The 21,700-nt window shown below is 59.5% G+C and carries 19 protein-coding genes and 1 tRNA gene; 16 read left to right on the top strand and 4 right to left on the bottom strand.

What is annotated here, in order from left to right:
• Positions 1 to 7 precede the first annotated feature (7 nt).
• A complete protein-coding gene (locus ACZK2G_RS09460; protein WP_478475351.1) occupies positions 8 to 481 on the bottom strand; it encodes a GNAT family N-acetyltransferase in 474 nt (157 codons plus the stop codon).
• 108 nt (positions 482 to 589) lie between these two features.
• On the opposite strand from ACZK2G_RS09460, the gene ACZK2G_RS09455 reads away from it, so the two are divergent.
• A complete protein-coding gene (locus ACZK2G_RS09455) occupies positions 590 to 1,480 on the top strand; it encodes a dihydrodipicolinate synthase family protein (RefSeq protein WP_478475349.1) in 891 nt (296 codons plus the stop codon).
• A gap of 36 nt (positions 1,481 to 1,516) precedes the next feature.
• On the opposite strand, the gene ACZK2G_RS09450 is transcribed toward ACZK2G_RS09455, so the two are convergent.
• Positions 1,517 to 1,593: transfer RNA gene (locus tag ACZK2G_RS09450), tRNA-Arg, on the bottom strand.
• A 166-nt stretch (positions 1,594 to 1,759) separates the two neighbouring features.
• On the opposite strand from ACZK2G_RS09450, the gene ACZK2G_RS09445 reads away from it, so the two are divergent.
• The 6 genes from ACZK2G_RS09445 to ACZK2G_RS09420 all read left to right on the top strand — a co-directional run bounded on the left by ACZK2G_RS09445 (position 1,760) and on the right by ACZK2G_RS09420 (position 7,502).
• A complete protein-coding gene (locus ACZK2G_RS09445) occupies positions 1,760 to 2,293 on the top strand; it encodes a phosphatase PAP2 family protein (RefSeq protein ID WP_478475347.1) in 534 nt (177 codons plus the stop codon).
• A gap of 109 nt (positions 2,294 to 2,402) precedes the next feature.
• Positions 2,403 to 2,711, top strand: coding sequence for a hypothetical protein (locus ACZK2G_RS09440; RefSeq protein ID WP_010484749.1), 309 nt, complete (start codon positions 2,403 to 2,405; stop codon positions 2,709 to 2,711).
• A gap of 88 nt (positions 2,712 to 2,799) precedes the next feature.
• Positions 2,800 to 3,906, top strand: coding sequence for a polysaccharide biosynthesis/export family protein (locus tag ACZK2G_RS09435; RefSeq protein WP_088480621.1), 1,107 nt, complete (start codon positions 2,800 to 2,802; stop codon positions 3,904 to 3,906).
• 13 nt (positions 3,907 to 3,919) lie between these two features.
• Positions 3,920 to 4,612, top strand: a complete 693-nt coding sequence (locus tag ACZK2G_RS09430; RefSeq protein WP_478475345.1) for a YjbF family lipoprotein — start codon at positions 3,920 to 3,922, stop codon at positions 4,610 to 4,612.
• A complete protein-coding gene (locus tag ACZK2G_RS09425; protein WP_478475343.1) occupies positions 4,609 to 5,382 on the top strand; it encodes a capsule biosynthesis GfcC family protein in 774 nt (257 codons plus the stop codon). The genes ACZK2G_RS09430 and ACZK2G_RS09425 overlap by 4 nt, the downstream gene beginning before the upstream one ends.
• On the top strand, positions 5,382 to 7,502 hold the full coding sequence (locus ACZK2G_RS09420; protein WP_478475575.1) for a YjbH domain-containing protein: 2,121 nt from the start codon (positions 5,382 to 5,384) through the stop codon (positions 7,500 to 7,502). Before ACZK2G_RS09425 ends, ACZK2G_RS09420 begins: the two co-directional genes overlap by 1 nt.
• Before the next feature lie 183 nt (positions 7,503 to 7,685).
• Here the strand turns inward: ACZK2G_RS09420 and ACZK2G_RS09415 are convergent, their stop codons facing one another.
• Positions 7,686 to 9,914, bottom strand: coding sequence for a polysaccharide biosynthesis tyrosine autokinase (locus tag ACZK2G_RS09415; protein WP_478475342.1), 2,229 nt, complete (start codon positions 9,912 to 9,914; stop codon positions 7,686 to 7,688).
• A gap of 38 nt (positions 9,915 to 9,952) precedes the next feature.
• Positions 9,953 to 10,393, bottom strand: coding sequence for a low molecular weight protein-tyrosine-phosphatase (locus ACZK2G_RS09410; RefSeq protein ID WP_049421330.1), 441 nt, complete (start codon positions 10,391 to 10,393; stop codon positions 9,953 to 9,955).
• 310 nt (positions 10,394 to 10,703) lie between these two features.
• Here ACZK2G_RS09410 and ACZK2G_RS09405 point away from each other — a divergent pair, with 310 nt between their 5' ends.
• The 9 genes from ACZK2G_RS09405 to galE all read left to right on the top strand — a co-directional run bounded on the left by ACZK2G_RS09405 (position 10,704) and on the right by galE (position 21,677).
• Entirely contained in the window at positions 10,704 to 12,125 is a 1,422-nt protein-coding gene (locus tag ACZK2G_RS09405; protein WP_100442747.1) for an undecaprenyl-phosphate glucose phosphotransferase, read from the top strand.
• A gap of 74 nt (positions 12,126 to 12,199) precedes the next feature.
• On the top strand, positions 12,200 to 13,654 hold the full coding sequence (locus ACZK2G_RS09400; protein ID WP_478475339.1) for a flippase: 1,455 nt from the start codon (positions 12,200 to 12,202) through the stop codon (positions 13,652 to 13,654).
• Positions 13,647 to 14,669: a glycosyltransferase gene (locus tag ACZK2G_RS09395; protein ID WP_478475338.1), complete on the top strand. Its 1,023-nt coding sequence runs from the start codon at positions 13,647 to 13,649 to the stop codon at positions 14,667 to 14,669. Before ACZK2G_RS09400 ends, ACZK2G_RS09395 begins: the two co-directional genes overlap by 8 nt.
• A 22-nt stretch (positions 14,670 to 14,691) precedes the next feature.
• Positions 14,692 to 15,891: a glycosyltransferase family 4 protein gene (locus tag ACZK2G_RS09390; protein ID WP_478475336.1), complete on the top strand. Its 1,200-nt coding sequence runs from the start codon at positions 14,692 to 14,694 to the stop codon at positions 15,889 to 15,891.
• A complete protein-coding gene (locus ACZK2G_RS09385) occupies positions 15,888 to 17,015 on the top strand; it encodes an acyltransferase family protein (RefSeq protein WP_478475335.1) in 1,128 nt (375 codons plus the stop codon). The genes ACZK2G_RS09390 and ACZK2G_RS09385 overlap by 4 nt, the downstream gene beginning before the upstream one ends.
• Positions 17,016 to 17,108: 93 nt before the next feature.
• Positions 17,109 to 18,317, top strand: a complete 1,209-nt coding sequence (locus ACZK2G_RS09380) for a hypothetical protein (RefSeq protein ID WP_154348945.1) — start codon at positions 17,109 to 17,111, stop codon at positions 18,315 to 18,317.
• 109 nt (positions 18,318 to 18,426) lie between these two features.
• Positions 18,427 to 19,512, top strand: coding sequence for a glycosyltransferase (locus tag ACZK2G_RS09375; protein WP_162292117.1), 1,086 nt, complete (start codon positions 18,427 to 18,429; stop codon positions 19,510 to 19,512).
• Complete coding sequence (locus tag ACZK2G_RS09370) at positions 19,509 to 20,618, top strand: glycosyltransferase (RefSeq protein ID WP_430766848.1); 1,110 nt, start codon at positions 19,509 to 19,511, stop codon at positions 20,616 to 20,618. Before ACZK2G_RS09375 ends, ACZK2G_RS09370 begins: the two co-directional genes overlap by 4 nt.
• Before the next feature lie 24 nt (positions 20,619 to 20,642).
• Positions 20,643 to 21,677 carry a UDP-glucose 4-epimerase GalE gene (gene galE / locus ACZK2G_RS09365; protein ID WP_478475332.1) on the top strand — a complete coding sequence of 345 codons (1,035 nt, stop codon included), beginning with the start codon at positions 20,643 to 20,645 and terminating at the stop codon, positions 21,675 to 21,677.
• Positions 21,678 to 21,700 lie beyond the last annotated feature (23 nt).

Raw genomic sequence — 21,700 nt, 5'->3', positions numbered from 1 at the left:
GCGGAGTTCAGGCCGACGTGCGCTGCATGAGAAGAAGTTCTGGTGTTGAGGACGCTTCAACCTGCTGGAAACCGAGATCGCGGTACAGGGCCAGGGCGGCCGTGTTGTCACGATAGACGCGCAGGGTGAGCCGCTCGATACCGTCTTCGCGCATGGCCTGTGCACTCATGGCCTGCATGAGCAGCCGGCCAAGGCCGCGCCCGCGTGCCAGTGGGGAAACAATGATGCGGCCCAGGTGCGCAGTGCCGGCGTCGGTTATCCAGTACTGGCCAAAGCCCAAGCACCGGCCCTGCTCGTCCAGCAGCGCCCAGCCCGGCCGCGACCCGAGTTCGAGCACCTGCGCGAACCCTTCCGGCGGCAAAGGAAACGGCACGCCGGGGCCAGCCCAGCGCTGGGTGGCCTCGGCGGAATCAAGCCAATCGGCAATGGTGGCGTAGTGGGAAGGCTGGACGGCGCAAAGGTTTGGTTTCACGACCCGCATGGTGCGTCATTCGCGGCGGTTATACACGCTACATGGAGACACTTGAGTTTTGTCATAGGACAACAAACAATTCCAGGGGTCCAGCCCATTCCCCCTTCGGGAGATCCCATGTTCAAAGGCCTCAGCGCGTTTCCACTGACCCCGCTCTCTGAAGCCGGCATCGACTTTCGTGCGTTTGCCGGACTGGTCGAGCGCCTGGCCGATTCCGATGTTGATTCGATGGGCGTGCTTGGCTCCACTGGCAGCTACGCCTATCTGGAGAAGCACGAGCGCAAGCGCGCGTTGCACGAAGCCCTGGCGCACGCAGGAGGCGTACCGGTCATCGCCGGCATCGGTGCACTGCGTACGCGCGATGTGCTGGAGCTGGCCCTGGACGCCGAGGATGCAGGTGCTGCAGGCCTGCTGCTCGCCCCCGTTTCTTACCAGCCCCTGAAGGACCATGAGGTGCAAGCACTGTTTGAGACCATTTGTGCGGCCGTGCGTACACCGATCTGCGTCTACGACAATCCGGGCACCACGCACTTCCGCTTCACCGATGCACTGCATGGCCGGATTGCCGCGCTGCCCAACGTCGCTTCGATCAAGATTCCGCGCCTCGCAGATGATCCGGCTGAGGCGGCCACGCGCGTTGCTGCACTCCGTGCCCGCGTTCCTGCGCATGTGACGCTAGGCGTCAGTGGTGACGCGTCGGCCGTACGTGGATTGCTGGCGGGGTGCGATGGCTGGTATTCGGTGACTGCGGGGTTGTTCCCCGAGGTTGCGCTGGGAATCATGCGGGCCGCAGATAGTGGCGATGCAGAGGGTGCTATTGCCCTGTCTGCTCGGCTGGCTCCGCTGTGGTCGCTGTATGACCGGTTCGGCGGGATTCGCGTCATGGCCTGCGCGGCGGCGCTGCTGGGGCTGTGCGGCGAGGACTGCCTGCCGTTGCCGTTGCAGGGGCTGCGGGACGGTGAGCGCGAGGAGGTGGAGGCGGTGCTGGGTGGGCTGGGGTTGCTCTAGAAGCCCTGGGAGCGGTTGCCATGTGGGTGTAGCGGATGGTGACCCCGGCCCGATTCGAACGGGCGACCTTCCCCTTAGGAGGGGGACGCTCTATCCAGCTGAGCTACGGGGCCATTGGCAGCGGGAAAGGATACCTCGTCTGGCTGAATGGACCAAGCGCGGGGCGTCCTGCACGGCTCTCGAAGTAGATATGCTGGCCCGCCGCGACCCGTTGTGAACTGGATGTCCGACGCTTGGCGAACCCTCTCCGCCCTTGGCGACAGCCGCTGGCTGCTCCCCATGGCCCTGGTGCTGCTGATCACCCTGCCCCGCGCAGATGCACGCCTGAAATGGCGATGGCTGCTGGCCATCACCGTCACCGCCGGCGTCACGCTTGCCTCAAAGCTGGCCTTCATGGGTTGGGGCATCGGCATCAAAAGCGTGCACTTCACCGGCTTCTCCGGGCACGCGGCGATGTCCAGCGTCATCTATCCGATTGTGGGTGTGCTGCTCGCCGGAGCCGGCAAGCGTGCTCGGGCGACTGGCCTGTTGATTGGCGCGCTTTTGGCCGCCGCCATTGCCTGGTCACGAATTCCGCTGCATGCACATAGCCTTTCGGAAGTCATTGCCGGACTGATGCTCGGCCTGGGCTTCAGCGGCTGGGCATTGCGCGCCGCGTTGCCATCAGGACGCCCCACGGCCCTGGTTGTCGCAGTTGCCATGCTCGCCGGGATGGTCCTGCCTCTCACCCTGCCCGACCTCCATACCCATCAACTCGTGATCGCGTTGGCCAAGCTCATCTCCGGGAGGGCTGAGATCTTCCAGCACTTCTGAAATCTGCCAATTCAATTGCACATTTTCTTCACGTTCCTTGACAGGGCAAATGAATAGCCGCCAACATAGCGGTGGAAAAATTTCCCTCACGGAGTAGGAGACCCCGTAGATGAAGAAGATGATTGCCGCCCTGGCCCTGCTGGGCCTGTCCTCGCCGGTGTTCGCCCAGGAAGCCCCGGTCGCTGCCGAAACCAGCGCTGAAGTCGCTGGCGCTGAAGCCGCAGGCGCTGCCGCCACCGGCACCCTGACCACCGTCGCGACCGTCGGCCTGGGCATTGCCGCCGCCGGCGTGCTGTACAGCGTTGCCGCTGACAGCAGCAAGGATGACGCGGGCAACAACGGCGGCACCGGCACCACCAACCCGCCGACCGGCACCACGGGTACGACCGGCACCACCGGCACCACCGGCACCAACTGATCGGTCAACCGAAGCGGCACCCCCGCCCTCGCCGGGCGATGTTCGGCGAGGGTTTTTTCATGCCCGTTCGGGCCAGGAACAGATTTCGATGGACTGCAAGCGTTTCGTAGCCACAATGACGGTGGCACTCACCCTGACCGGCTGCATGTGGGCTCCAGGTCAGCATCTTCGCTCGAGCACTTTCGCTCGCGATGATCAGCCCATCGGCAATGACCAGATCGATCTGATTCCGATCACGCCCAAGCTGATTGCCATGGAGCGCGCCACCCGCGATGTCGCGTCGATCCCCGCTGCCCTGACCCAGTATCAACCGGGTCCGTATCGCATTGGCGCCGGCGACATCCTCTACATCACTGTCTGGGATCATCCGGAACTGACGGTGCCGGCAGGCCCGCAGCAGCAGCTCAACGCCGCGGGTCGCCTGGTGCAGTCCGACGGCACGCTCTTCTACCCTTACATCGGCAAGATCACCGCCACGGGCAAGACGCCCGGCGAACTGCGCGAAGAAATCACGACCAAGCTGGCGCGCTACATCGAAGCGCCGCAGGTGGACGTGTCGATGCTGACCTACGCCAGCCAGCGCGTCTGGGTCACCGGCGCCTCGCGCCAGGCAGCCACCGTTCCACTGACGGTAACCCCGCTGACCATGGGCGATGCCATCAGCCAGGCAGGCCTGGATCCGACACAGGCTGACCTGTCCGGCATTCGCCTGACCCGCGATGGAACAACGTACACCATCGACCTCGACCGACTGGGCCGCAGCGGCGGCGGTGACACCAACGTGTTCCTCAAGGCAGGGGACCACATCTACGTGCCCTACCTCGATCACAAGGAAGTCTTCGTGGTCGGCGAAGTCAACCAGCCCGGCGCAATGAACTTCAAGACCGGCGAGATTTCCCTGAGCCAGGCACTTGGCCGCGCGCGCGGCCTGCTGCAGACCACCTCCAACGGCAATGCTGTGTACGTGATCCGCGGTTCGAACGACCTGCAGAGCACCCCCTCGAAGGTGTTCCACCTGGAAGCCAAGTCCCCGACTGCGTTCGCTGTGGCCAGCCAGTTCGACCTGCAGCCCGGCGATGTGGTGTTCGTCGGTGCCGCTGGCGTGACCCGCTGGAGCCGGTTCGTGAACCAGCTGCTGCCATTCACCTCCATCATCAGCAACGCCGCCAGCGCGCGTAGCGACCTGGACAAGTAAGGTGGTCCGCACCATGAGCAGGATCGCTCAGGCTGCCACCCGACATGCAACCCGCCAGCGCCCCGTGGCGCTGGCCTTGCTTGTTCTCATCACCGCAACCAGTTGCGGTGTCGTGGGCAAGACCAGCGTCAAGTCGGTGCAGATCGCACTGCAGGGCAAGCCCGATGTGGAGCCAACGGCTGCCGAGGTTGCTGCCAATCGGTTCCCGCAGATCAAGGTCACCGGGCCTGCGGGTGGCGCCGTCCTGGTGCTTGGCAACATCGATTCCGGGCGCCAGGCGTGGTACAGCTCCGAGCGAAGCATCGTCTTTCTCAGGGATGGCATCGTCGTCGGCACCCACGGCAGCAACCCGGAACTGCAGGACATGATGCTCGAAGGGGATTCCCCCTTCCACGCCCTGCACCGGATAGCAGACGGCACGACCGTGCAGCGTCGCTATGACGTCATGCCTGATTACAGGTATGGCATGAACGTCACCGGCACCCTGGCCACCTTGGGCAAAGAGAAGGTCCGGATCCTGGAGAGCGAGCGCGAGCTGTTGCACGTGCGGGAGCAGCTTAAGGGCAACGGCTGGAAGCGCGACAACCACTACTGGGTCGATCCTGCCAACGGGTTCATCTGGAAGAGCATCCAGGCCATCGCACCCGACACCAGCCTTGAAGTTGTCCAGCTCAAGCCCTACTCGCAGGACCTGCAGAACCGATGACACTGCGACCGATCATTCTTGCGCTGGCACTGGGGCTGGTTCCCCATGCGCACGCCTCATCGCCGATCAACGTCGAAGCGGCCGGCCATGTCCGCAATCCCGGCATGCACACGCTTCCCGCCGAGGCCCGCCTCAGCGCAGCCGCACTCGCTGCAACGCCGGATGAAGAAGCCTATATGCTGGGCGCCGCCCTTCTTCGGCAACGTGCACTGATGCCACAGACCCGCCTCAAAGCGGGCCTGCTCTTCGATCTTGAAACGCTCGCCTCCCAGCAGGATGCCCCGGAGCTTGCCGACGCGGCCGCACAGCTGGCGCGCGAGCTCGGTGACCTGCCGGTGACCGGGCGCGAACCGCAGCTTCTTGATCCGCGCCGCCTGGAAGCCAGTGCCTCGGAGAATCGGCCCGCGCAGGCGGGCGACCGCGTCGTCTATCCTGGCCGCCCCGAAACCGTGCAGGTTGTTGGCGCAGTGGCACAGCCTTGCAAGCTGCAGCATCAAGCCACACTCGACGCACGAAGCTACCGCAACGCGTGTTCCTTGCTGCCAGTGGCGAGCCGGGATGATCTCTACGTCATCCAGCCCGACGGCAAGGTGGAGCAACTCGGCGTGGCCCTGTGGAACCGCAGTGCGCCCGTGCGCCTGGCGCCCGGCGCTGTGATCTACGTACCATTGAGCACTGCGAAGATCCGCGCGATCGCCCCCGATGTCAACGAGGATGCCGTGCGCTTCCTTGCCACCCAGGTGCTGGATGCACCCGGAGTTTCATACTGATGCGCCATCGCTCCATCCCACTGGCACGCGCCAGTGTTGCCCTTCTCAGCCTGAGCGTCAGCGCTGCATTGCACGCACAAACAGCCCCCGCCCCTACCGCGAGCGATTGGGGCGGCGTTGGCCTGCTACAGACTCCTACCGCACGCATGGCCGACGACGGCGAGGTGAGCTTCACCGCAAGCCACACCTCGCCCTACAGCCGCTACAACGTGGTGATGCAGCCTCTTCCCTGGGTGGAAGGTGCATTCCGCTATGTTTCGGTTGCAAACCGACGCTACGGCCCGGAATGGCTGAGCGGGAAGCAGAACTACAAGGACAAATCCATCGATCTGAAGGTCCGGCTGTGGCAGGAAAGCCGCTGGGCACCAGAGCTGTCCGCAGGCTTCCGCGATATCGGTGGTACCGGCCTGTTTTCCAGCGAGTACCTGGTTGCGAGCAAGCGGTTCGGGCCAGTTGATGCGAGCCTCGGCCTCGCCACCGGCTACATCGGTAATCGAGGCGATTTCTCGAACCCGCTTCGGGTAATCAGCGACCGCTTTGAAGAGCGCCCACGCGCGCAGGGCACCGGCAACTTCAACAGCAAGGGCATGTTCCGCGGTCCCGTCGGCATCTTCGGTGGCATCGCCTACCAGACACCCTGGGAACCCCTGCAGCTGAAGCTTGAGTACGACGGCAACGACTACAAGCGCGAACCACAGAACAACAATCAAACGCAGAAGAGCCCAATCAACCTGGGCGCAAGCTATGCCGTGAATCGCAACGTGCAACTGCATCTTGGCTGGGAACGCGGCGACACAGCCATGTTCGGCATTACCCTGCGCGGCAATGTGGCACGAGCGAAATCCACGCCCAAGCTGCTGGATCCGCCTCCGGTTGCCCGAGCATCCGCGGCACCCTCGGCGCAGTCAATGGATGACATCGACTGGCCCGCCTTGAGCCGGACCCTGGAAGAGAACGCCGGCCTCCGTGTCACAGGCATCAGCCGCCGTGGATCGGAAGTCATCGTCAGCGGTGAACAGCGGCGGTTCTACTACCCGGCGCAGGGCGTTGGCCGAGCGGCACGCATCCTGGATTCAGAACTGCCATCCGATACCAGCTGGTTCACGATCGAGAACACCCGCTTGGGCGTACCCATCGTGGAAAGCAGCATTGAACGCAGCACCTTCAACAGCTACCTCGACAATCGCACTCCACTGAGCGAATTGGCCGGCCACATCGAGCAGGCAGCGCCTGCGCAGCAGCGCCGTGAGAGCCTTTATGCGGCGCCACTTCGACGCTACGACGGCGCGTTCAATATTGGATACCAGCAGCAGCTCGGCGGTCCTGATGGCTTCTTCCTGTTCCAGGTCGCAGGCACCTACTCGGCCAACTTCCACTTCACGCGGAATACCTGGCTGAGTGGAACGGCCAGCTACAACGCGTACAACAACTACGACCGCTTCCGCTACGACGCGCCAAGCAACCTGCCCCGGGTCCGCACCAACATCCGTAAGTACCTGACCACGGAAGACCTGACCCTGACCAACCTGCAGCTCACCAGCAATCATCAGCTGGGCAAAGACCTGTATGGCTCGGCCTACGCCGGCCTGTTCGAGGCCATGTACGGCGGCGTGGGTGGCGAGATCCTCTACCGACCCTTCAACGAGCGCTGGGCTGTGGGTGCCGAGCTGAACTGGGTGAAGCAGCGCGATTTCGATCAGCGCTTCAGCTTCCGTGACTACAGCACCACTACCGGCCACGCCAGCTTCTACTATCAGTGGGGCGATGAGCACAAGATCACCAGCATGATCAGCGCTGGCCGCTACCTGGCGAAGGACTGGGGCGCCACGATCTCGGTCGCGCGCGCCTTCGACAACGGCGTGAACATGGGCGCGTACGCCACCAAAACCGACGTTTCATCCAAGGACTTCGGCGAAGGCAGCTTCGACAAGGGCATCTTCATTTCGATTCCCTTCGACTTCCTGCTGCCCCGATCCACGCGCGCGCGTGCGACGTTCGCATGGAATCCGCTGTATCGAGATGGTGGTGCGCGGTTGAGTCGAAGCTATGCGCTGTACCAGCTGACCTCAGAGCGGGATCCGGACTTCTTCTTCGACAATCTCGACAGAATCGACGACTGACGGCGGGTATCCACCCCATTCGACAGAGACCAGGAAAGGGCCGGTTGCCAGCGCAGCCGGCCCTTCTCGTTTGCCTGTTCTGCTCCAGTATCCTGCAACCAAAAGAAAGGGCCGGCTGCACGTGCAACCGACCCTTTCTGTCTCTCGGAGGGAAAAGCTCCTCAGCTCCCCCCGTCCGAGCAATCACTTCTCGCTTGAGGCGTACTCGTAGTAGCCGTAGCTGTAGTAGCCCGTGGCACGCTTCTCCACCGCATTGAAGATCGCGCCCTTCACCTTCACGCCATTCTGCTCGAAGCGCTTCATCGAAAGCTCGATCTCCTTCGGCTGGTTCACGCCGAATCGAGTCACCATCAAGGTAGAGCCTGCGTGGTTGGCGACAATGGCGGCGTCAGTGACCGCAAGAATCGGCGGCGTATCGACGATCACCAGGTCGTATTCCTTGGCCAGACCCTCCAGCAGCTGCAGGAACCGCGGATGCATCAGCAGCTCGGATGGGTTCGGCGGAATATCACCGCGGGTGATGTAATGCATGTTCTCCAGGCCCGGGACAGCATGAATCGCATCCTGCAAGGTCACCTTGCCGGCCAGAACATCAGACAAGCCCCCGGAATGCGACACGCCCAGCACCTTGTGCAGGGTACCCTTTCGCATATCAACGTCGACGACAAGAACCTTCTGCCCCGCCTGAGCGACGACAGCCGCCAGGTTCGCCGAAATGAAGGTCTTGCCGACACCGGGCCGCGGGCCCGAAATGGCCAGAATGTTGTTCTTGGCCTCGAGCATTGCAAAGTGCAGGCTTGTGCGGAGGCTACGCAATGCCTCCACTGCCAGGTCGGCAGGCTCGGCGGCGGCCAGAAGGTGGGACCGGCCATCTGCCACCACGCGCTTCTTGCCGCCCTTGCCCTTCTGAACCTTCAGTAGATTCCGCGAGTTGCTCAGCGGAATGGCCGCATACACCGGCAGCCCCAGTTCCTCGATCTGCGCCGGATCCTCCACGCCAGGATTCAGCATGCGGAGCAGGAAAACCGCGGCCGTGGACAGGAATGCGCCCAACAGGAACGCCACAAGAACAATCAGCGGCTTGCGAGGCTTCACCGGCTTGCTGATATCGACGATCGCGTCATCAACGATCCGGACATTACCAACCGTACCGGCCCGCGCAACATCCAACTGCTGCGCCTGGTTCAACAGCGCGGTGTACAGTTCGTTGCTGACCTGCAGATCACGGGTATGTCGCAGCAGCTCCTGCTGCGTATCAGGCAGTGCGCTCACTTCACGACGGAAGCCACTCTTGCGAGCCTCAAGCTCGCCGATCTGGTTCAGCATCGCACGGTAGGCGGGATGCTCACGTGTGAAGCTTCGGTCCATCTCAGCCTGCTTCAGGCGCAGCTGCTGGATGCTTGCCTCAACGGCAACCTCCTGCTCGAGCAGACCCTTGGTCTGCATCGTAATGTCAACGGAGTTCGAACGGGACTGATAGGCCGCCATTGCCGCCTGTGCGTCCTCAACCTGCTTGCGAACGGTTGGGAGCTGGTCCTTCACAAAGGCAAGCTGTGTTGCCGCCTCGGCAGAGCCTCGGTCGACATTCTGTCGCACATACGCTTCAGCAATGTTCTGCACCAGCGCCTGCGCACGAACCGCATCGGTGTCTTCATAGCTGACACGGAGGATGCCAGAGTCCTTGCCCTGCTCGGACGCGCGGATGTCTTCCTGCAGTCCGGCAATGACGTCCAGGCGACGCTGCTTGGTCAGCGTGAAGCGCATGCCCGGATTGGCATTCAGGCTCGCGACTTCAATCCTGATCCCGCGCGCCTCGGCGGGCATGCCGACCTTGCCGGCAAGAATGGCTTCGCCCTCGTCATCAAGCAGCGAGTATTCCCCAGCCTTATCACCTGCGACAAGCATCATCGGCTCGTCGAGCAACCGTGCGGGAACGTCCAGGCGATGGATCTTCAGCTCATCGCCGCCCCAGCCATAGCTGGAAAGCCCCAGAACCGGAGCCGCCACTTCGCCCTCAGTCTCGCCCGAGAAACGACGCGCAATCAGTCCGCCCACCAATGGGAAACGCCGGGGCTCGATGACCGTCTCGAGCTGCATCTTGTCGACCGCAGTACCGACAATCGTACGCGAGGTCAGCAGCGCAACTTCGGTGGTGGATGCGGTACTACCGCCTCCGCCCAGAGAGGTGAGATCTGCTAGACCCGGAATGGTGGGCATCTTCGACTCAACCTGCACCGTGGCCTCAGCCCGATACACCGGCGGCGTCAGGATCGCGTAGGCGGCGCCAACCAGCGCGAACAGGAAGGTTGTTCCCAGGATCCACCATTTGCGGTCAATGAGAACGCCCAGCAGATCCCGCAGATCAATCTCGTCGTCTTCGCGGGCGGGCCGCGCACTGGTTTCCTTGGTCATAGCTTCCGTTTCTTGAAAAAACCGCACCAGTGCGGCAATTACTTGATATGGCTGGCCCAGCGGGCAACGCCCTGCTCGATCAAACCGTAGACGTGTTCGAACGCAATCCGCTGCTGGCGGTAGGGATCGGGGATCTCCGACCTTCCATCCCAATGCCCCAAGAGGAACGTCTTGCCGCTCACCTGAGGAACCTCGCGGGCGATTCGCGCCACATGGGACTGCTCCATCACCAGCACCAGGTCAGCCGCCGCCAACACAGACGGCGTTGCCAGACGCCCTCGATGGGCGCTGGGATCATGCCCCTTCTCCCGAAGCAGTTCTCCTGCGGTCTCATCTATCGGCCGACCGACCAATGCCTGAAGCCCTGCAGAGGAGACCTCTACCCCTGTGCGGTCCCGAAGCTGGTGCCGCATGAGCACTTCTGCGGTTGGGCTTCTACAGATGTTTCCGATGCAGACCAGCAGCACCTTGTTGAACATGAGCCAATCCTCTGGCGGGCGACGTGGAGCGCGTACGCCAGCAGGCAACGCTACGCATACGAAAGAAAGTTAGCCAAGCAGCATACCTGACATGAAGGTGTAACTGAACCCAGCCCTACCAGGTCAACGGAGCGGCACCCCTACCCCGGAAATCCTGACCCGGGTCACGTTTGGGTGAAGGTTCTGTTATCATCGTGTGATCGATTGTAACAGCTAACTGGTTGGACTGACCGCCGGATCGGCGCCGCCAGCCCCCCCGGCAGCGAGGCGATTGCTGGATGCACGGATCCTCAACAAGGAAGAAATCGACATGTCTTACATGCCCGCACGGCACCATGCCGGGCTCTGGAACGTCTCGGGAAACAGGTTCACTCCTGCGCTCAGCTTGGCCTTGAGGATCGGGGATCCCATCGTCCTGGTGGCGGCTGCACTGACCGCCTATGCAATCAGATTCGGCGATCTGCACATGCCGATGAACTACGCCCGACTGGTCTCCATCACAGTTCTTTTCGCACTTCTGGTCCTTGGATCCTCGTCATTGTACGAAAGCTGGCGCGGGCGCGGCCTGCTCGCGGAACTCGGCAAGGTCGTGATGAAGCTTGCCGTGATCTTCGGAGGCCTTCTCGCCTACTCAACCGCAATCCAAGTCACGGATGAGCTTTCGCGCATCTGGCTTGCTACTTGGTTTGGCTTGAGCTTGGCTGGCGCATTTGCCCTGCGAATTGGCGTTCGCGGCATCGCTGGCTGGATCCGCGCTCGTGGCGCAGACCTCCGCAGCGCGGTCATCGTCGGTGCAACTACCGACTCGGAGCACATTGTCAGCTCTTTGCGATCGGCGACCTGGGCAGGCATCGATGTGCGCGGCTGGTTCGCGACCCCGTCTGATCGAGGCAGCGTGCAGCACGCCAGCAGACTGGGCGATCTGGAAGGGCTCGGCGCCTACGTAGAGGCTAATCACATCGACCAGGTGTGGATTGCACTCCCCATGCGCGATGAAGAGAACATCGCAATTGCCCTGAACCAGCTTCAGCACTCAACGGCCGACATCAAGTTCGTGCCTGACATGTTCGGGCTGCACCTGCTGAACCATTCCGTCGAGCAGGTCGCCGGCCTTCCCGTCATCAATCTCCAGCAGACTCCGCTCCAGGGCGGCGCCCGCCTGATCAAGGCATTGGAAGACCGTATCCTTGCCGGCCTCATCCTGCTCATGATCTCCCCGATCATGCTCGCGATTGCGGTGGCGGTGAAGCTGAGCTCCCCAGGCCCGATCTTCTATCGGCAAGAGCGGATGAGCTGGAACAACAAGACGTTCTGGATGCTGAAGTTCCGCTCGATGCCGGTCGACGCAGAAGGTGCGTCTGGCGCAGTGTGGGCAAAGGCCGGCGAAAATCGGGCCACCCGCGTGGGCAGTTTCCTTCGGAAGACCAGTCTCGATGAACTGCCGCAGTTCATCAACGTCCTGCTGGGCGACATGTCGATCGTTGGGCCGCGGCCGGAGCGGCCGGTCTTCGTGCACAAGTTCAAGCACGAGATTCCGTCCTACATGAAGAAGCACATGGTCAAGGCAGGCATCACCGGCTGGGCCCAGGTCAACGGCTGGCGAGGTTCGACCGATCTCCACAAGCGCATCGAGTGCGATCTTTTCTATATCGAGAATTGGTCGCTTTCGTTTGATCTGAAGATTGTCTTTTTGACGATCTTCAAGGGGTTCATCAACAAGAACGCGTACTAGCCAACGAATGTGGCATTCAAGGGAATGCCCTCCCACCCTTCAGTAGAACTGCTCCAAGCAGCATGCCGGGCTCAATGAGAAAGAAAAATCGCTCCTTCGCCCATAGCATCGCCTGGAACTTGGCTGGAGCCGGGATTCCGCTCGCTTTCGCCTTCTTTGCCATCCCCAGCCTTTTAGCAGGCTACGGCAACGAACGTTTTGGACTATTGACGATAATCTGGGCTCTGATCGGCTACTTCAGCATCTTCGATTTCGGCATTGGGCGCGCACTTACAAAGCTTGTCTCAGACAGGCTAGGTAGCAAAAGTACAGAAGACATTCACGACGTCACAAAGACAGCCATGACGACCATGGCTGTCCTCGGCTTGCTAGCATGCACGCTACTGGTTGCTACTGCCCCGCTAATTGCCGGAGCTCTCAAACTTGATGCCAGCTTTCGGGATGAGAGCGTACTCAGCCTCCGAATTCTTGCGCTTGGCATTCCCTTCGTAATCCTGTCGGCCGGCCTTATTGGACTACTGGAAGCACGAGCGGAGTTTCACGCGATCAATCGGGTTCGTCTGCTGATGGGAATGTTGAACTTTGGCGCCCCCCTACTGATGCTCACATGGTCCCATAGCCTGGTACCAGCTACGATTTCACTTGCTGTGGCCAGAGCCGCCACCACGGTGCTCTATTATCAAATTTCCATCCACAAAGGCGCACTGGATGTAGGCACTGGCCGCTTCAACCGCAGTAACCTACGTGAGCTTCTCGGGTTTGGCAGTTGGATCACGCTGAGCAACTTGATCAGCCCTCTGATGGCACAACTGGATAAGGTTGTAATCGGCAGCGTGGTTGCACTGCACCTCCTGCCCTACTATGCGGTGCCTGGGGATCTGGTCAACCGCCTCAGCTTCATTCCCATTGCACTCATAGGCGTGTTCTTTCCGGCATTCGCAGCACATTGGAGTGCGCGGAGACCAGACAAGCTGACGTCACTTTACAAGAGTGCGGCGATTGTAATGTTCTCTACCGTCTATCCGATTGCGCTGGGCATATACGTTCTCGCACCTGAAGGCCTTTCGCTGTGGATCGGCGAGCAGTTCTCCCGGCAATCAACGCCACTGCTCCACTGGCTCTGCGTCGGCTTGGTCATAAATTCAATCGCCAGAATTCCCCACGCACTTCTGCAAGCGGCCGGCCGCCCAAGCATCACCGCCAAACTGCATCTGATAGAGCTTCCCGTCTATGCCATCGCGCTATGGCAGCTGCTAAGCCATTTCGGCATCATTGGCGCTGCCATAGCTTGGTCCGGAAGAATGGCACTCGACTATCTCCTCCTCAGCATATGTTCGAGCGCAACCATCCCAGAGTTACGCCGCCCCTCAATATTAATGCTCGCAGCGGTGATTATCGGAATCGCCGTAATGACGGCCGCAGCACTTATTCCATCCCCCCTACTCAGACTTGTTCTTACAATATTCTTTGGATTAGCGGGAATAGCTTTGGCAGCCCCTATCGTTCTACGTTTACGTCACGATGATTGAGCCACTAAAATTCGACATCACCATGCGAGCAACGACATTGGTGACGGTAACCTATGCGGACCGCATCGAGTATCTGAGTGAACTGCTTCGCCGCGCATTCGAATGCGAGGGAGTGAATCAGGCAGTCGTTGTGAGCAATGCATCGACGTCCGACCTCAGAATCATCGAAAATGAATGGGGTGATAGACTTCGCGTTGTCCGCCTGAGCAGCAACAGTGGATCTGCAAATGGATACTCGGTGGGAATCCAGGCAGCACTCGCTGACAACGCTGAGTTCATTTGGCTAATGGACGATGACAACGCGCCCCGGAAGGGAGCACTGAGGAAGCTTCATTCACAACTTGAAATAACCGCCAGGGCCTATGGGGCCGACAGGTCGGCAGTTTTGGGATTTCGGCCGAGCCACCAGGCGGATATCGCACAAGGCGTGGATCCAGAGCGCGCATATCCTTTGCGATCAAGCTTCTTCGGATTTCACTATCGGCAACTCATCTTCAAAATCAAGCGTCGCATTGGGCCCAAGGCACCGCTCGGCGAAGCGCCCTCCTCCGTCCAGATTCCCTATGCGCCGTACGGCGGACTAATGGCTTCACGAAAGCTGTTTGAAGCCATTGGACTCCCGAACGTCGACTTCGTTCTATATGCCGATGACACCGAGTACACAAGGCGCATAACTGCACGAGGCGGCACGATCTGTCTTGCTACAGACGCGGAACTTGAAGATCTCGAGGAGTCCTGGAATCTAAAGGAAAGCTACCCCAACACCTTCCTGGGCTGGCTGAAGGGCGGATCCGATTTCCGGGCATTCTACGCGGCACGCAATCAGGCCTACTTTGACAGCAAAATCTGGACGAGCTCATGGATCGAGTACAGGATGAACCGTTGCATTTATCTCGGACTATTGACGTTCTTTGCGATCAAAACGCAGAGCTTCGCGCGATATCGCCTTTTACTCAGGGCAATCCGCGATGGCAAGAATTCCCGGCTGGGAATTTCCAAAAGCTTCCCGCTTTGAATCGTCAGAATCCAATGCACCCATGAAAATACTGTTCCTGAATACATATGACGATCCGGCAGACGGCGGTGGCGTGGAGCTTACTGTTTGGACGCTGATCCGCGCCCTGAAGGAAAAAGGCCACGAGTGTATTCTCGTCTCGACCCAACCAGGACGGGCACTTGACCTCCACGAGCGCGAAGGCGTGCGCATTTGGCGCGCCGGCATCCGCAACCTGTACTGGCCAACAAAAGAGAAGATTGCATCTTCGCTATCCAAGCTCGCCTGGCATACGGTGGATGGCTACAGCCGCTTGATGCAGAGCCACCTGAAGCAGGTTCTCGAACTGGAGAAGCCGGATGTTGTGTCAGTACACAGCCTGCCCGGCTGGTCGGCCTCATCTTGGGCGACCATAAGATCATTGAGCATCCCCATCGTACAGGTTCTGCATGACCAGTACGCAATCTGTGCCCGGAGCTCGATGTTTCGCAATGAGCACAACTGCGAAGCTCAATGCACGGACTGCAAGTTGCTACGTCTTCCCCACCGAAAAGCGAGTAGTCTGCCATCTGCCGTTATCGGGGTCAGTCAGTTCATTCTCGATCGCCATCTCCAGCACGGGTATTTTCAAGGGGTGCCGATCAAAGCGGTCATCAACAATACGCGGAACCCACAATCTCTCGACGTTGGCGCCCTTACGCCTGAACATAAGGGCATTCGCTTTGGCTTCATCGGCCGCCTGGATCCAAGCAAAGGCGTGGAGATTCTTCTACAGGCCTTTTCACGCTTCGAGCACGAGGACGCACAACTCTGGATCGCAGGTGATGGCGACCAGAAGTATGTCGCAGCCCTCAAGAAGCAAACCAAGGACGTACGGGTAAAATTTCTGGGCAGAGTCAAGCAGCGAGACTTCTTCCCGGAAGTTGATGCCGTCGTCGTCCCCTCTCTCTGGAATGACACCTTCCCGGGCGTGGTTTTTGAGGCTCTCGCCTTCGGCAAGCCCGTTCTGGGTTCGCTCCGAGGAGGGATACCTGAAATGATCCAGCACGGCCAGAATGGCTTCCTCTTTGAACCAGGCAACGACGGCGAACTTCTCAGCCTTCTGAATCAAGTTGCCAGCAACCCGGAAGAGCGTATGGCGATGGGAGCCGCGGCCAGAGTCTCTTCGCGCCCATTCATGGATACGGAAGCGTGGTTGGACAAGTACCTAGCTCTGTATGCACAGCTCGGAAGTCCCGCATGAAACAAGCCACCGTTTCGCCGCCCGTCGCCCGAGCCGATCATGGAAAGCTTGACTCCATTCAAGCACTCCGAGCCGTCGCAGCATTTGCAGTGGTAGTTCATCACGTTGGACTGACCCTCAACAGCTACTACCCCGCTCCTCTCAGCTCCACGCTCACCCTACTGACAGGACTTGGGGCAGCAGGCGTCGACCTGTTCTTCGTCATAAGTGGCTACATTATTTTCAGAAGCACTTCCAAGCTGGAGTCAGGCTTCTCTTCGGCACGGAGCTTCCTGCGGAAGCGAGTGCTTCGTATCTATCCTGCCTACTGGATTTGGACTTCAGTGCTGCTTCTCATGTGGATTGGCGGACTAGCGCTCAAATCCCATCAGTACTCCTTCTCCGTCATCGCGGGCTCATACCTCCTTGTGCCAGTGACCAGAGCGGATGGATCGCTGCACCCCGTCCTCGATCAAGGATGGACGCTGTCGTTTGAAATGTATTTCTACCTCATTTTTTCTTTCATCATCCTTTTTGGCTGGCGTAAGAAGGGCCTTGCATGGATCGCACTCCCCTTCCTGCTAATCGCCTTCGTTGGGCTTCTTCCCGCTGTCCCTGCCAGCATACAAAGCGTGGTTTCATCCCCCTTGGTCATGGAGTTCCTCCTTGGCGTGTGCATTGGATGGACTCTCTCCAAACACCCACCCGCATCGCGATCCATCCGCCCTATCCGGTGGGCTTTGATAGCTATCGGAACAGGCCTCTTGGTGTTCGCCTTTCTGCAGGGAGAAGTCAAGGGAACGGGTATTGACAGACTGGTTATATATGGGGCCCCCAGCGCGGTACTGGTAACGCTTGCGCTGCTTGCTCCTTCAGCACCGATGTTACGTCGAGCAACCTGGTTGGGTGACGCGTCATATTCGATATATCTGACGCATGGCTTCTTCACTTTGGCTCTTGGAACATTATTGAAAGGCGGCTTCAGCCTCGGAGGAGCACCAGCAGGCGTCGTACTGGCCGTGGTCTCGCTCGCCATCCTGCTGATCTCCTCCACGGCCTACTGGCTTGTGGAAGAACCCGTAGCAAGGCTGCTTACCAGAACCGGAAAAACAGGCAACCCAGTTGCTGCATCGCCACTCACCTAGTCCCTCCATGCCCCGCAACCATCGGCTAATAGTCATTGCATCGTGAAAATTCGTACGTCCCGAATCATACTGATCTCGCCGGTTGGCTTCGCCATGATTGCCTATGCATTCTTCTGGGCATGCACCATGGTTCCGCCGTCGGCATATCAAGGCATCATGCATGAGAACAACTACATGTTCATGCATCTGCCATCCCACCTTTTGGTTGGTGGATGCGTTGTCGCGTTCATCTTGGGCGCAACGGTTTTCGGAAGGAGAGCGCCTCATCCTTCGAGCGACCTAAGCAATCGCAGACCCATGGGCTCTGCGCTTATTGCCCTCCCCATTGTAGGGCTTTCGATAGTCAATCTGATTTCCATTGCACTTCTTCTGAACAACAATCCCAACCTATTGACGGGATGGCTTAGTGACGGACGAAGCGCAAAGATGGATCTGGACGCGACCGGAGCAATGACCAACGCGCTCCCGGCACTCTACGCCGCTTGCTGGTGGGGCGCATGGCGCTTGATGGATCGCGAACACTTAACTGGCAAGCGGGAATGGATATTACGATTCGTACTGACTGGCGGGATACTGATCGCCATCTATAGCGCGCTAATCAAAGTCGCGCGCTACGACCTACTCCCCTGCGTATTTGGTCTGGCCGTCGTATTCCTGGCTCATCGATACAGCACTGGCAGATTGAAACTCGCCAAGAGCATGACCTCCTTCCTGGTCATGGTCGCAGCAGTCGCAGCGCTGTTTCTGGCGATGGCATGGCTTCGCGGGAGCGACGAGCTTGCCGCACTAGGCAAGAACGTGATCGGATACACCGCTGCAAGCTACAATCGACTAGCCGCCCTTCTCGATGGGGACATCAACTTCCCTTACTCCGGCACTGGCGTCTACTCGTTCAAATTCCTTACATACATTCCGGTTCTGAATAGATGGATTGATTTCGCATCCCTGTTTGGCATGCCTACCAAGGAAGAAGCCTGGATAAGCGAATTCGGAGCAATCGCACAGTCGGGGCTTGACGGAAGCTACATATGGGCATCCGCGTTCGGCTATGTCTACTCAGACATAGGCATACTCGCAGTGGCCTACTTCTTCTTCATCGGCCTGGCATCAATGGCTGCTTGGCGGAGCATGATCACAGGGCACGTCGCAGGCTTAACAATATATCCATGGATCGCATTCTCCATCCTATTCTGGATGGGTGACAATTTCCTCGCCTACTCGAAGCTTATCGTGTTCGCTGGAACTGCGGTTCTTATGGGGGGGTACGAGAAGCTAGCACGAGCAAAGCGCCACCAGAGCTGATTTGAAAAATCATGATTCGATCGATTAGGAGCTCATTCGTGCTGCTTCCCCAACCCAGCGGGCCAGCCGCGATATGAATAAGTCACTCCACCGACCAACCAAAGTTCTAATGATCACAGCTCGCGCAGACCATGGCGGTGGGCCGCGACATCTGGAATTGCTTCTTCGTGATGGCGCAGGCTGGATCACCCCCTACTTGGCCTGCCCCGAGGACGATCCATACTGGGCGAGATTCAACGAAATTACTGGTGGCCGCGTATTTCGAATCCCCCATAGGAAATTCGAACTTCGCCAAGCTTGGCGCCTGGCAATGCATGCGCGCCGCGAAGGAATTCATCTAGTTCACGCACATGGGAAAGGCGCAGGGCTGTATGCGCGTTTCGTTTCTGCCATAGCGCGAATCCCAGGCGTTCATACCGCGCATGGAATTCATGTTGGAGAGTACGGACGGATTAGCAGAAAGATCTATGGCCTTTATGAGAACGCAAGTTCACTCTGGGTGGAGCACGTAATTCACGTATCAGACGAAGAGAAATCGCAGGCGCGGGCGATTGGATTGTGGCGGAAGCGGCCATCGACCGTTATCTCCAATGGCGTAGTCAGCCACACATCAAGTGAAATCAGCGATATGCGCGACCGAGCGCGCCAAAAGTTGGGCGTGCAGGACGGAAGACCCATCGCCGTCACCGTCAGTCGATTCGACTATCAGAAGAACATGCCGGAAGCGTATGCCATTGCAAAAGCTCTGCCAGATATGCACTTCATCTGGATAGGTTCCGGCGTTGACTCTCCGACGCTGGCAGAGCGCGCCGCATCAGAGGGAGTGAGCAACATCACTTTCCTCGGTCAGGTTGATAACCCATTGAACTACTTGGCGGCCGCGGACGTCTATCTCTCAACTTCGCGGTGGGAAGGCCTTCCTCTGGCTGTGCTGGAAGCAATGTCCTTGGGTATTCCTTCTGTTCTGTCGGATGTTACTGGACATGTCGAGCTTGTACGTAAACATGGCGTCGGGCTTCTCTACACGCTGGGAGACGTCGGCTCGGCCACAGCCGCACTACTGCGTGTTGCACACGAAAAGCCGCTTCAGAAGGCACTCTCGGAGCAGGCACTTCATTCGCAGCTGCACAAATTCTCATCGAAGGTCGTCGCAATGGAGACCGCCGCCATTTACAAGAAAGTACTGAAAGAATGAAAGTAGCGATCATCCATTACTGGTTCGTCACTTGGCGAGGCGGTGAAAAGGTAATTGAGCAACTACTCAGGCTCTATCCAGAGGCCGATGTCTTCACACATGTTGCAAGCCCAGAGATAGAACATAAGCACCTTGCGGGGCGTCGGGTGCAGAAAACTTTTGTATCCAGACTGCCTGGAGCTCGAAAGCGCTATCAGAAGTATCTTCCGTTCATGCCCATTGCCTTGGAGCAACTGGACCTTACCGGCTACGACCTGATCATATCGAGCGAGTCCGGGCCCGCGAAGAACGTCATTACACATCCTGATGCAGTACACATCTGCTATTGCCATAGCCCGATGCGGTATGTCTGGGATATGTATCGGTTATATCTCGCGGATGCTGGATGGCTGACCAGGCTGTTGATGCGACCATTGATGCATTACATGCGAATCACCGATTCCGTGTCGGCCTCTCGCGTTGATCACTTCATTGCAAACTCGAAGTTCATCGCACGCCGCATAGACAAGTGCTACCGCCGAAGCGCTGAGGTCATCCACCCTCCGGTTGAGGTAGACGACTTTGAAGCGCGCGACGAGAAGCAGGACTATTACCTGCTCCTCGGCCAGTTAACTGCCTACAAGAAAGCTGATCTGGTAATGGATGCGTTCCTTCGCAGCGGGAAGCGCCTGGTCATCATCGGTGAAGGTGAGCAACTGGCGGCCATGCAGGCGCGGGCAACGGATCGAGTCATCGTTCTCGGGCGGCAACCGTTCCCTGCACTGAAGGAGCACTTGGCCAATGCGAGAGCTTTGGTGTTTCCTGGCGTAGAGGATTTCGGCATCGTCCCGCTTGAGGCGATGGCATCCGGAACTCCCGTCATCGCATTTGCAAAAGGAGGCGCGCTCGAGACAGTTGTAGAAAGTGACGACCCCGACGTGGCCACGGGATTGTTTTTCCACGAGCAATCCGTTGAAGCGATCAATGATGCCATCGCTCGTTTTGAGGCGCGTCCAAGGCCCATTTCGGCTACCGCATGCCGTGCGAGGGCTGAGAAGTTTGGGCCTGATCGATTCAGGGAAGAGCTCTCGTCTTTTATCCAGGCAAAGATCCGCAAGGAAGCCTGATCCAATTAGCCTTTAGGGAAGAATATGAAGGTTCTCATCTGCGGCGGCGCCGGCTACATCGGCAGCCACATGGCCCAGTACCTGGCCGAGGCCGGCCACTCCGTAACCGTGCTCGACAACCTGTCCACGGGCCACCGCGACGCGGTCCGTTGGGGCGAACTGCTGGAAACCGACCTGCTGGATCCCGAAGCGCTCGAACGCGCTCTCCATGGTCGCCAGTTCGATGCCGTGATGCACTTCGCTGCCCGCTCGCTGGTCGGTGAGTCCGTTACTGATCCTTATGCCTACTACGCCAACAACGTCACTGGCACACTGAACCTGCTGGCCGCCATGCGCCGCCACGACGTCGATCGCATCGTGTTCTCCTCCACCGCTGCGGTATTCGGCAATCCACAGTCGGACGTGATCGATGAGGACCACCCCAAGGCGCCCATCAACCCCTACGGCGCCAGCAAGCTGATGGCAGAGCGGATCCTCGCTGACGCAGCCACTGCCTACGGCCTGCGTTCGACCTGCCTGCGCTACTTCAATGCCGCAGGCGCCCTGCCCGACCACGGCATCGGCGAGGCCCATGCCTGCGAAACCCACCTGATCCCCAATGTCCTGCGTGCCGCATTGGGCATCGGCAACGCCATGAAGGTGTTCGGCGATGACTACGCAACGCCCGATGGCACCTGCGTGCGCGACTATGTACACGTGCAGGACCTAGCCCGGGCCCACGCGCTGGCACTTGAGTACATGGAGCACACGCCCGGCGCGCACGCCTTCAATCTAGGCAATGGGAAGGGTTTCTCCGTCCATGAGGTGATTGCAGCCGCTGCAGCGGTCAGCGGGCGCGAAATTCCGTTTGAGATGGCGAAACGCCGACCGGGCGATCCGGCCAGCCTGGTGGCGTCCTCTGTCCGGGCTCGCGAGATCCTGGGTTGGCAGCCGCGCTGGACCGAACTGGCACCGATCATCGCCAGTGCCTGGCAGTGGCATCGCAATCCTCCCGCATGGTCGCCACAACCGGCCATCCCTGAACCCGCGCGCGCAATGGACGAAGCCCTGCCTGCCTGAACAGGCACCCCACACAGGGATGG

Source organism: Stenotrophomonas sp. 107298_Sma (genome assembly GCF_056480345.1).
This window is presented reverse-complemented; position numbering and strand designations above follow the sequence as displayed.